Source organism: Paenibacillus sp. SORGH_AS_0306, assembly GCF_030819345.1.
Taxonomy (GTDB): Bacteria; Bacillota; Bacilli; order Paenibacillales; family Paenibacillaceae; genus Saccharibacillus; species Saccharibacillus kyungheensis.
Genome location: NZ_JAUTBP010000001.1, coordinates 2903797 through 2916479, shown reverse-complemented (window position 1 = coordinate 2916479; position 12683 = coordinate 2903797). Strand labels below are relative to the sequence as shown.

Annotated in this window: 11 protein-coding genes; all 11 read left to right on the top strand. The window is 40.8% G+C overall.

What is annotated here, in order from left to right; genetic code table 11:
* Positions 1–206: 206 nt before the first annotated feature.
* The 11 genes from QE450_RS12660 (at position 207) to dnaG (ending at position 12668) form a co-directional block, all read left to right on the top strand.
* Complete coding sequence (locus tag QE450_RS12660) at positions 207–1178, top strand: PhoH family protein (RefSeq protein ID WP_301263731.1); 972 nt, start codon at positions 207–209, stop codon at positions 1176–1178.
* A gap of 66 nt (positions 1179–1244) precedes the next feature.
* Positions 1245–3491 (top strand): HD family phosphohydrolase, encoded by a 2247-nt coding sequence (locus tag QE450_RS12655; RefSeq protein WP_273613113.1) that lies wholly within the window; start codon positions 1245–1247, stop codon positions 3489–3491.
* Positions 3488–3988 (top strand): rRNA maturation RNase YbeY, encoded by a 501-nt coding sequence (gene ybeY, locus QE450_RS12650; protein WP_204823237.1) that lies wholly within the window; start codon positions 3488–3490, stop codon positions 3986–3988. The genes QE450_RS12655 and ybeY overlap by 4 nt, the downstream gene beginning before the upstream one ends.
* Positions 3988–4356, top strand: coding sequence for a diacylglycerol kinase family protein (locus QE450_RS12645; RefSeq protein ID WP_273613112.1), 369 nt, complete (start codon positions 3988–3990; stop codon positions 4354–4356). The genes ybeY and QE450_RS12645 overlap by 1 nt, the downstream gene beginning before the upstream one ends.
* A 193-nt stretch (positions 4357–4549) precedes the next feature.
* Positions 4550–4951 carry a cytidine deaminase gene (gene cdd / locus QE450_RS12640; RefSeq protein ID WP_273613111.1) on the top strand — a complete coding sequence of 134 codons (402 nt, stop codon included), beginning with the start codon at positions 4550–4552 and terminating at the stop codon, positions 4949–4951.
* Between the two features lie 108 nt (positions 4952–5059).
* Positions 5060–5962: a GTPase Era gene (era, locus tag QE450_RS12635; protein WP_204823240.1), complete on the top strand. Its 903-nt coding sequence runs from the start codon at positions 5060–5062 to the stop codon at positions 5960–5962.
* A gap of 133 nt (positions 5963–6095) precedes the next feature.
* Entirely contained in the window at positions 6096–6869 is a 774-nt protein-coding gene (gene recO / locus QE450_RS12630) for a DNA repair protein RecO (protein ID WP_273613110.1), read from the top strand.
* Between the two features lie 340 nt (positions 6870–7209).
* Complete coding sequence (gene glyQ, locus QE450_RS12625) at positions 7210–8088, top strand: glycine--tRNA ligase subunit alpha (protein WP_069329826.1); 879 nt, start codon at positions 7210–7212, stop codon at positions 8086–8088.
* Positions 8089–8090: 2 nt separating this feature from the next.
* Positions 8091–10166: a glycine--tRNA ligase subunit beta gene (glyS, locus tag QE450_RS12620; RefSeq protein ID WP_307299583.1), complete on the top strand. Its 2076-nt coding sequence runs from the start codon at positions 8091–8093 to the stop codon at positions 10164–10166.
* A gap of 155 nt (positions 10167–10321) precedes the next feature.
* Positions 10322–10801, top strand: a complete 480-nt coding sequence (locus QE450_RS12615; protein WP_273613108.1) for a YaiI/YqxD family protein — start codon at positions 10322–10324, stop codon at positions 10799–10801.
* Positions 10802–10847: 46 nt separating this feature from the next.
* Entirely contained in the window at positions 10848–12668 is a 1821-nt protein-coding gene (gene dnaG, locus QE450_RS12610; protein WP_273613107.1) for a DNA primase, read from the top strand.
* The last annotated feature ends 15 nt before the right edge of the window (positions 12669–12683 follow it).

Sequence of the window (12683 nt, the reverse complement as noted above, 5' to 3'; positions counted from 1 at the left end):
TAGTGGAGATCGGTTTCTTTTTAATCTGTAGTGATTTTGTTTCTATTTTGATTGATGTATGGTAATGATAGATAATGTGCAAAAAATTTTGCATGACAAACCATACAATGGTAAAGTTTAGGGTAAAGAGATTGTACCCAAGTTTTGTAGTATACGTGCACAAAAGCAGTTTTATATTATTTTATAAATGAGGAGATTGAGGCTATTTGTTAGAGCAAACGCAAAGCACCAGAATTCCCCTGCTAAATGCAGAAGAAGGATTGTCCCTGTTCGGACCACAGGACAGCTTCTTAAAATTAATTGAACGCGATACGGAAGCCAAAATTGGTAGCCGTGAAGCAGAGATTTCGATTCATGGTCCTGCACAAGCAGTAGAGCAAATGACTCAGCTTTTTGAAGTATTATTAGAACTGGTTCGTAAAGGATATGTACTTACAGAGCGTGATATTTTGTATGCAATAGAACTTGCCAAAGAGCTCAGAGCAGACCAACTGCTTGACTTATATAAAGGTGAAATTACCCAGACGTATCGTGGTAAACCGATTCGTGTCAAAACGATCGGTCAGAAGCACTATGTATCTACGATCAAAAAATTAGATATTGTTTTTGGGATTGGTCCCGCAGGTACAGGTAAAACGTATTTAGCAGTTGTACTCGCTGTGGCTGCGCTCAAAGAGGGCAAAGTCAAACGAATTATTTTGACTCGACCAGCTGTTGAAGCAGGCGAAAGCTTAGGTTTTTTACCAGGCGATTTGCAGGAGAAAGTCGATCCGTATTTGCGCCCGTTATATGATGCTCTTTACGACGTTATGGGGCCAGAACAGACCGCCAAAGCATTAGAGCGTGGCTTGATTGAAATCGCTCCGCTTGCTTATATGCGTGGACGTACACTGGATGATGCTTTTATTATTCTAGATGAAGCGCAAAACAGTACAGCAGAACAAATGAAAATGTTTTTAACTCGTTTAGGATTTGGTTCCAAAATGGTTATTACAGGCGACGTGACCCAGATCGATTTACCACGTGGTAAAAAGTCAGGGTTGGTAGAAGCTCGAATGATTTTGGATGGAATCAAAGAAATCGGATTTGTGATTTTTCAACAACAAGATGTAGTTCGTCATTCATTAGTACAAAAAATTATTGTCGCTTATGATAAAGCTTCAGAAAATCTGGAGTAGTCGGCGGTCAGCGGAGAAAACAGAAACCGCACATTTTGAATATTCAGAAGTGAGAGGGCTGTATGTATGACTTCCAAAAAACCGTCTACACGTAATTTACTTGATTCTATGATAGCGGGTTGGAAAAATAGCCGGATGACACGTTACGCCATGTTTGTACTGCTATTTGTGGTGCTTTACGTTAGTCTGGCGCCTAACCTGCTTCCACAGCGTTTTGATATTCAGGTCGGTACGGTTAGCGATAGCGATATTATCGCTCCGATGCAGATTCCGAATAACAAATCTACGCTCCAAGCGCAAGAAGCTGCTGCTGAACAAGTAGAATCCGTATACGCGATTGTATCTATGCGTAGAGAAACGGTTATTTCGCAAATGTTAGATCGAATTGAGTCTCTGAATCAAGATGATCAGATTACCAATGCAGATAAAGCACAGATTTATAGCGAAGAAATTCCGCAACGTGCGCAAAACTCTATCGCTAACTTTATTCGCAATAACCGTGAAGCAGGAAAATATTCAGACAAAATGTTAGATGAAATGCAAAAAACGATCGGTGAGCAAACGTACAGTATTCCTGAAGAAACGTTTCTCAAAATTCCGCGTTTATCTACAGATGAAATACAAGATATGCGTCAAGTGGCAACATCGATTATGTCTCGCTTAATGAGCGATCAGATTACAGATGCACAGTCTGCACGTGCCAAAGTAGCTGAATTGGTTAGTACCAGCTCACTGAATAGCCGTACAGCTCGTGAGGTGGTACAGGAGCTTGTTCGAGCTACCTTAACCGCTAATAAGTTCTACGATGAAGAAGCGACCCGAGCGGCGAAAGTAGAAGCTCGTGAGAACACACCAACAGTTTATATTCAGCAAGGTGAAGTACTTGTTCCAAAAGGTGAGAAAATCACGCAGGAAATGTATACCTTATTGGATGAAAATGATCTGCTCAAAAACGATGTAAATTATTGGCCTCAACTGGGATTAGTGCTATTTGCCTTTTTGATCACTTTAGGGCTGTACATGTATCTGCGTCAGTCTATTCATCAAGGTAGAAGTTATAACAATTCGCAATTATTGATGTTGATTGTTATTTTCGTTATCGGTGTGATCTGTCTCCATCTGGTACGTATTTTGCAGATTGGTAATTCACCGTACTTTGGATTCCTTGTACCGGCAGCGATTGTTGTGATGCTGATTACATTGTTGCTTGATATTCAGCTTGCTTATATTTCATCGATTATTATGAGTATTTTGGCAAGTATTATTTTGAATATGAGTCAACATGAATTATTTGATTATCAGTTTGGCTTTTTCACACTGGTTGTTTCGTTTACAGCAATTCAATGTATTCATCGCGCCAGCCAGCGCTCGACTATTCTCAAAGCTGGAATTATGAGTTGCTTTTTTGGGGCGATTGCAGTGTTAACTTTAGTACTGCTCAATGATGGAGAATGGACACGTATGTCGATGATGTACGCTGTTGGTTTTGCTTGTATTGGGGGACTAATTACCACTGTACTGGTACTTGGATTAATGCCATTTTTTGAGACGACATTTGGAATTTTGTCTGCTCTCAAATTGGTAGAATTATCGAACCCTAATCATCCATTATTGCGTAAATTATTAATTGAGACTCCGGGAACTTATCACCATAGCGTAATGGTAGGTAATCTGTCTGAAGCCGCCGCTGAAGCGATTGGCGCAGATGGATTGTTATGTCGGGTAGGTTCGTATTATCATGATATTGGAAAGACCAAGCGTCCTGGTTATTTTATCGAAAATCAGAACAATATTGGCAATCCGCATGATAGTATAGATCCTAAGCTAAGTAAATCGATTATTATTGCACATGCTCGTGATGGCGTAGAAATGCAAAAAGAATATAAATTGCCCAAACCGATTCGTGATATTGCAGAACAGCATCATGGAACAACGTTTTTGCATTACTTTTATCACAAAGCTTTGAAGCTAGCGGAAGAACAAGAGATCGAACCTGATTTCACTGAAAATGATTTCCGTTATCCAGGGCCCAAAGCTCAGACAAAAGAAGCTGCTGTAGTGGGTATTGCAGATAGTGTAGAAGCCGCTGTACGTTCACTTAGCAAACCTACAGTAGAGCAAGTCGAGACGATGATTGAGAAAATTATCAAAGGTCGTGTCGATGATAATCAATTCAACGAATGTGACCTAACGATGAAAGAACTAGATGTGGTTGCCAGAACGCTTAAAGAAGCGGTCATGGGTATATTCCACTCTCGTATTGAATATCCGGAAGACATCAAGAAGCCGGATCAGAAGGAGAATAAAGCATGAGTTTACAGCTTGCATGGGAAAATGAACAAAATAAATATGAGATTACAGATGAGCTAATCACTACACTTGAACTGATTCTGCAAAAAGCAGGAGAACAAGAACAAGTGAATGATGGTGAAGTCGCTCTTACTTTTGTGGATGATGAAGCGATTCATGAGCTGAATAAAGAGTATCGTGGTATCGATCGTCCAACAGATGTGTTATCTTTTGCCATGCATGAATCGCTTGATGATGAATTAGATATTGTCTATGATCCTGCATTGACTGGACAAGACACACCACTTCCAGGCGATATGCTAGGCGATATTATTATTTCAGTTCCACGTGCGATTGCTCAGAGCGAAGATTACGGGCATTCGGTGGAACGAGAACTTGGTTTTTTATTTGTCCATGGATTTCTGCATTTATTAGGATATGATCATCAAGATGATGAAACCGAAGCAGAAATGATGGGTAAACAAGAAGCGGTATTACAACAAGCGGGATTGACACGCTGATGAAAAAAAGAACGTGGAGAGCCGTATTTTTTTCTGCGGCAGAAGGAATTGCAGACACTTTTCGGACAGAACGTAATTTTCGTATTCATGTATTGATTACATGTATTATCATTATCGCCGGAATCATCTGTCATGTATCTGCTGTAGATTGGATGCTGCTAACGCTAGCGATAGGTATGGTGCTCGGAGCGGAATTGATGAATACCGGTGTTGAAGCTGCTGTAGACCTAAGCTCTCCTGATTGGCATCCTTTTGCCAAAAAAGCAAAAGACGCCGCAGCAGGAGCCGTTCTTATTTCATCTATTGTTGCCATTGTTATTGGTATCATCGTGTTTGCAGAACCGATTGTATCGTGGTTTATAAAGTGAACGATTATACAAAGCACTAAAATCCCCTCTAATGACTTGAATGGGAGAGTCAGGAGGGGATTTTATCGTTTTTTACACAAAGAATAATAGAATGCGGTATAGATTAGTGGGCGTAACCGTCTAAATCGTGTAATATATAAGAATAGGCAGTGTATGGAAACGATCAATACGATACATGTTCAGGGGGATTACAATGGAATCGTCACAATTATTACAAGAAGCTATTCTTGCTCGCGCTAAAGCATATGTACCTTACTCTAACTTTGCTGTCGGTGCAGCATTGCTTGATCGTAATGGACAAGTGCATCACGGTTGTAATATTGAAAATGCAGGGTATACTCCTTGTAATTGTGCAGAACGTACAGCAATGTTCAGTGCGATTGCTCAAGGACAACAACCTGGTTCTTTTCAAATGATGGCTGTAGTTGGAGATACCGATGAACCGATTGCTCCTTGTGGTGTGTGCCGTCAGGTGATGGTAGAATTGTGTCATCCTGATATGCCGATATTGCTTGGAAATATGAAGGGCGATACGCGGATGACCACTATTTCCGAGTTGTTGCCACATGCGTTTGGACCGTGGAATTTAAAATAAATAAGCGGAATCGTTGAGAACTTTATATACACAGACTTGTATGACCAAAAGCAGTACAAATATGAACAGGAGTTATACAGAATAGTAACTCTTGGAACGGAGAATGATATGTCGAAAAAGAATTTTAAATCAGGTTTTGTTGCGATTGTCGGCAGACCAAATGTAGGGAAATCCACGTTAATGAATCAGGTTATTGGACAAAAGATAGCGATTATGTCTGACAAACCACAGACTACACGTAACAAGATTCATGGCGTATTTACAAGAGACGATAAGCAAATCGTATTTTTGGATACACCAGGGGTGCATAAGCGTCAGTCTAAATTAGGTGACTTTATGAACCAGACGGCGTTGAACACATTAAGTGAAGTCGAAGCTGTTCTTTTTCTAGTGGATGCAGCAGAAGGATTAGGTGGCGGAGATCGCTTTATTATTGAGCATCTCAAAAAAGTAAAAACACCTGTTTTTCTAGTAATCAACAAAATTGATCAGGTCGTTCCAGAGCAGTTGTTGCCGATTATAGACCAATATCGCAAACTGCATGAATTTGCTGAAATTATTCCGATCTCTGCTAAGCTAGGCAATAATGTAGATACATTGATGGAGCAAATTGGTAAGTATTTACCAGAAGGGCCACAATACTATCCAGACGATCAAATCACAGATCATCCAGAGCAATTTGTATGTGCTGAATTGATTCGTGAGAAAATTCTAAATCAAACACGCGAAGAAATTCCTCACTCTATTGCTGTAACGATTGAAGCGATGAGTGTAGAACCTAACGGTGTAGTAAATATTTCAGCAGTGATCTTTGTCGAACGTGATTCTCAAAAAGGAATCGTTATCGGTAAACAAGGAGCATTATTGAAAGAAGTTGGTAGACAAGCACGTATGGATATTCAAAATTTGCTCGGTTCGAAGATCTTCTTAGAACTATGGGTAAAAGTGAAAAAAGATTGGCGTAATCAAGATAGCGTATTGAAAGATCTTGGTTTCCATCGTAATGCTTAATAAGCAAGTAAATATGTTTAATAAATAAAGATAACAGTAATTCAGATCAACGATAGCAGAGCATAGAAATTAATGCTCTGCTTCTTTTAAATTCGGAGTGGAATATATTCATAATCAGATAGGGAGATGAGACATGCTATACAGGGTGGAAGGGATTATCATCCGCAGCATGGATTATGGCGAAGGGAATAAAATTGTTACTTTGTGTACAGAGACACATGGCAAGATTGGTATTTTTGTACGGGGAGCCAAAAAGCCCAAAAGCCGTCATGGTGCAATGATACAACCGTTTACGTATGGTGAATATTCCTTTATTCGCAATGGAACAGGTCTGGGTACTCTGAATCAAGGTGAGATTATCGAATCCAATCATAAGTTACGTGAAGATGTATTTTTAGCAGCTTATGCGGCATATGGATGTGAGATGGTCGACAAAGCACTGCAAGAAAATGAAACAGGGCGTTTTTGGTTTGATCAGCTCAAAGCATTTCTTTCTTTTCTAGGGGAAGGTAGAGATCCTGTTGTACTAACGACTCTTTTTGAAATGAAAATTCTGCAAGCGACTGGGTATGCACCTCAAGTGGATGCTTGTATTTTTTCAGGCGAAACAGAAGGCAAGTTTTTTCTAAGTCCGGGCTTGGGCGGTATACTGTCAGAGCGTGAACGTCGTCAAGATCCAGCTGCGTTTGCTATCTCGCCAGGAACACTCAAATTACTGCGTTTATTTTCAAGATTAGATATTCGTCGTCTAGGCAATATTGATGTCAAAGATTCAACCAAAGCAGAATTGAAAAAGATTATGGATGCTTTTATGGAAGTCCAATTAGGGCTCAAATTAAAATCTCGTCGCTTTCTGGATCAATTGGATAAGTATGAAACTTCACTTCAAAACCATGTTGACGAATAGGGTAAAGTCAGATATGATCTAGGTTATAACTTGTGTCTTATCGACACGCATGATGCGTTGACCGGATTAGTAAGCAGATGATAATCGTCTTTAGATAGCGAGTCAGGGATGGTGTGAGCCTGATGACGAGCATGTGCCCAATGGCATCCGCGAGCATATGAGCTGAATAGAAAAGTGGATGGCATGCAAATGTCTTCAAATAGGGTGGAACCGCGGGAATACAACTCTCGTCCCTATGTCTGTACATCAGGCGTAGGAACGGGAGTTTTTTGCGTGCGATGCAGATTATACATATTCAGCGGAACGATTAATTAACTATGAAGATAAAGGAGTAATGTCAATGAATTTCCAGCAAATGATTTTGACACTGCAAAATTTCTGGGCAGCCCAGAACTGTATTATTGTACAGCCTTATGATACTGAAAAAGGTGCAGGAACAATGAATCCGATGACATTCCTACGTTCAATCGGTCCTGAGCCGTGGAATGTAGCGTATGTAGAACCTTCCCGTCGTCCTTCAGATGGTCGTTACGGTGAGAACCCTAACCGTTTATACCAGCATCATCAATTCCAAGTGATTATCAAGCCTTCACCGGATAATATTCAAGAATTGTATCTGGATAGCCTCAAAGAATTAGGCATCAATCCGTTAGACCATGATATCCGTTTTGTAGAAGATAACTGGGAAAATCCATCACTAGGCTGTGCAGGTCTAGGTTGGGAAGTATGGCTAGATGGTATGGAAATTACTCAATTTACGTATTTCCAACAAGTTGGTGGTATTGAAACAAATCCAGTTGCTGTCGAAATCACTTATGGTATGGAGCGTCTGGCTTCGTATATTCAAGATAAAGAAAATGTATTTGATCTTGAATGGGTAAATGGCATTACGTATGGTGATGTATTCCATCAACCTGAAGTAGAACATTCTACGTATACGTTTGAAGTATCTGATGTAGCGATGTTGCTTAATCTGTTCAGTACGTATGAGCAAGAAGCGAAGCGTGCAATGGATCAGAATTTAGTATTCCCTGCTTATGACTATGTATTGAAATGTTCCCATACATTCAACTTATTAGATGCTCGCGGAGCGATCAGTGTAACCGAACGTACTGGATATCTGACTCGTGTTCGTAACCTGGCACGTCAAGTCGCAGCGACGTATCTAGAAGAGCGTGAGAAGTTAGGCTTCCCAATGTTGAAGAAAGGAGATGCATAATCATGGCAAAAGACATATTGCTTGAGATTGGACTAGAAGAAGTACCGGCACGCTTTTTACGTGCAGCGATGAATCAGTTGTTGGACAAAACAGTAAAATGGTTGGACGATTCCAGATTGACTCATGGAGAAGCCAAAGCATTTGCAACACCGCGTCGCCTTGCAGTCTGGATCAAAGATGTCGCTGAAAAGCAAGAAGATATCAACGAAGAAGTGAAAGGCCCTTCTCGCAAAATTGCTCAAGATGAGACAGGCGCTTGGAGTAAAGCAGCGCTTGGATTTGCACGTAGTCAAGGCGTAGATCCAGAAACATTCACCTTCCGTGAATTAAGTGGTGTTGAATATATTTATGCTCAAAAAAGCAGTATCGGTATCAGCACAGAAAGTATTGTAGCTGAAGCGTTACGCAATATTATTACAACGATGACTTTCCCTAAAAATATGCGTTGGGGTACTCATGATTTCAAATTTGTACGTCCGATTAAATGGATCGTTGCACTATGGGGACATGATATCATTGACTTTGAAATTACAGGTGTACACACAGGACGCATCACACGTGGTCACCGTTTCTTAGGTAGCGAGACTGAAATTGCTGAGCCGACGTTATACTTGGAAGCTCTTCGCCAGCAACATGTTATTGCTGATATCGAAGAACGTGAAGCGATGATTAGTGCACAGATCGCTCATTTAGCCAGTGAAAAAAATTGGCATATCGATGTCAAAGAAGATTTGCTAGAAGAAGTTCTTTTCCTTGTAGAAACACCAACTGTATTGTACGGATCATTTGATCCTGCATTTTTGAATATTCCGCAAGAAGTATTGATTACTTCGATGCGTGAACACCAACGTTATTTCCCTGTGCTGGATGAAGCAGGTCAATTGTTACCTTATTTTGTGACTGTACGTAGTGGTGATAATCGCTCTCTAGACATTATCGCTAAAGGAAATGAAAAAGTACTACGTGCTCGTCTGTCTGATGCCAAATTCTTTTATGAAGAAGATCAGAAGTTACAGATCGATACAGCACTTGCCAAGTTAGAAAATATTGTGTTCCATGAAGAGATCGGAACAGTAGGCGATAAAGTACGTCGCATTCGTCAAATTGCAGATCAATTAGCGCTACAACTTCATGTGACGCCTGAGCAAGCAATAGCTGTTAGCCGGGCAGCAGATATTTGTAAATTCGATCTGGTTACTCAAATGGTCTATGAATTCCCTGAATTGCAAGGGGTTATGGGTGAAGATTATGCACGCAAAGCTGGGGAAAGTGAAGAAGTATCGCGCGCGATTTTTGAACATTATCAACCACGTTTTGCAGGCGAAGCTTCTCCAGCATCATTAACCGGAGCACTTGTCAGTATTGCCGATAAGCTAGATACGATTGTAGGTTGTTTCTCAATCGGTATTATTCCTACTGGTTCACAAGATCCATATGCACTTCGTCGTCAAGCAGCAGGAATCGTGCAAATCTTACTTGAGCACCAATTATCACTAACATTAGAGCAATTATTTGATATCGCGTTAAATATTCATCAAAATTTAAGGAATATGAAACGTTCTTGCGATATAATACGTATAGAACTATATGACTTCTTCGGACTTCGTGTAAAAAAACTGTTGTCTGAAGATCTTCGTTATGATGTGGTTGATGCAGTGATCGCATCAGGATTTAACCATATTGGTTCTGTTGTTGCTCGTGGTCATGATTTAATGAAAGTAGTTCAACATACGCCAGACTTCAAGTTGACGATCGAGTCTTTTGGACGTGTATCTAATCTTGCAGCTAAATCTTCTGGTGTTGCTGTACAACCTGCATTGTTTGTAGAGCCAGCAGAACGTGAATTATACGCTTCGTGGCAAGCTGCAACAACAGAGTATCGTACACTGCTAACAGCGAATCGTACAGCAGAAGCATTAGCGTTATTATCTTCTTTACGTCCAGCAATCACTGCCTTTTTTGATCAGGTAATGGTTATGGCTGAAGATGAAGCAGTACGAGAAAATCGTCTTGCTTTATTAGCAGCAGTAGATCAAGATATTCGTAGTTATGCAGACTTCTCGAAGCTGGTTAAATAAAAGAAAGACAACGTGCATTCTGGATATAACTTTAAATGAACGACTAAATACAGCTATACGGAACGACGGCATTTATGTCTTGTCGTTCCGTATTTTCTACTTTTATAAACGAACGTATGCTCCACATGAAGTCCCAATGAGAGGGGGGATGGACATTGGAAAGTAACAAGCCATTCCACCCGCGTACGATAGTGGTGGATGGAGATGCTTGTCCTGTCAAAGCAGAAATTGCTGAGACTGCACGAATGTTTCATACACCTGTATTGATGGTGTCTTCTTTTGATCATAAGATATATGCCGAAGAAGGCGTATCTGTGGTGCAAGTGGATCGTAGTGATCAGAGTGCTGATCTCTATATTGTGAATCATGTACGTCCAGGAGATATTGTGATTACGCAAGATTATGGTTTGGCGACGATTGCGCTTGCCAAGCAATGTCGTATCCTTTCTTTTCGCGGAATGGAATTTGATAAAGACAATATAGAATTTCTGTTAGCACGTCGTCATGCACAAGCCAAAGCACGTCGTAGTGGTAAGTATGGTAAGGGTCCTAAGCCTTTAACAACAGAAGATAAGAAAAATTTTCAGATGCAATTAACAAAACTTTTAACAAATTTGCAGGAGATCGACTCCTAGTTATCGAATATTATGTATCGTGTGAAAAGAGATGAAGGTGGTAGCAATGAGCACCGGACATAATGGTGGTATTCCTGACGAGGTTATTGAAGCTGTACTTCAGCACAATGACATTGTTGATACGGTAGGCAAATATGTTCATTTGACCAAACAGGGGAAATATATGAAAGGCCTCTGTCCATTTCATTCCGAAAAGACGCCTTCGTTTACAGTGACACCTGATCGACAGATCTTTTATTGTTATGGTTGTGGCGCAGGTGGCAATGCGATCAAGTTCAGAATGGAAATTGACGGGCTTTCATTTCCAGAAGCTGTGAAGTTGATGGCAGAAGAGTCACATATTCCTTTCCAGGATGGTAAAGGCGGTGGCGTGGCTCCTCGTGATCAAGAACTTGAGCGTTTATTACAAGCTCATGAATGGACAGCGAAGTTGTTTCATTACCTTTTGAAAAATACGGAACATGGCAAACCAGCAATGGAATATTTACGTGCCCGTGGATTCGGGGATAAGCTGATTGATCAATTTCAAATTGGCTATGCGCCTGATCGTTGGGATACGTTAGTTCAATTTTTTGAAAAGCGCTCTTTTGATCTCAAAGAAATGGAAAAAGGCGGGTTGCTTTCTTCCAAACAAGATGGCTCTGGATATGTAGATCGGTTTCGCGGGCGAGTCATGTTTCCAATTATGAACCGCAGTGGCAGGATTATTGCATTTGCAGGTAGAATCTTGGGAGAAGGGCAACCCAAGTATCTCAATTCACCGGAGAGTCGTTTATTTAACAAAAGTCGAACTCTCTATAATCTCAATCTTGCCAAGTCAGCTATTCGCAAGCAAGGGCAACTGGTATTGATGGAAGGTTTCGGTGATGTGATTGCATCATGGGATGCGGGGGTACAACATAGTGTAGCGACAATGGGCACAGCGCTTACTGAAAATCATGCTTCGTTGATGAGAACACTCACAGAAGAAGTAGTGATTTGCTATGACGGTGATAATGCCGGGCAAGCAGCAGCACTCAAAAGTATTCCTATTTTGGAAGAAGCAGGCATGCGCGTCAAGATCGCTTTATTGCAAAATGGGCTTGATCCAGATGAGTATATCAAAACATATGGGGCGGAACGTTTTGCAAGCCAAGTGATTGATGGAGCGGTGTCGACAACCAAATTCAGGCTTATTTATGTAAAACGAAATTACAACTTGTTAGAAGAAGATGGCAAAGCGTCCTATGCTCAAGAAGCATTAAAAGTGATTGCTCAGCTTTCTTCACCGACAGAGCGAGAAGTATACCTTAGAGAGTTATCTACCGAGGTAGGCGTATCGCTTGAAAGTCTTAAGCAAGATTGTAACTTAATGCGCCAAACCCTGAATAGGACTCGTCCGCAAGGACAAAATGGAAATCGTAGTTCTACAGGCGGTAACTCAAGAAAAGCTCAGGGCACGCCTACTCTGTTACCGGCTTATCATGCGGCAGAGCGTCGTCTGATTGCGATGATGCTACAAGATGCTGAAGCAGCAACTTATGTATCAGAACATTTGGGAGATGCTTTTAATATTGCTGATCATGCTGCGATTGCTTCCTATATTTATGCTTATTATGCACAAGGTAAGCCACCCGATGTAAGCCGATTTATTTCGTCGCTTCAGGATGATCGGTTAGAAAAAACAGCGACTTCAATCCTGATGATGGATACACCTCATGGTGACAGTACGCAGGTTTTGCAAGACTGTATTCAACAGATCAAAAAGTTTCCACAACAGAAACAATTAGAGCAAAAAAGAGAAGAAATGCTACGCGTTGAAAAATCAGGTGATTTTTTACGTGCTGCACAAATTGCAAGTGAGATTATCGCCCTAGAAAGACAGTAATTGTCTTGTACGGAT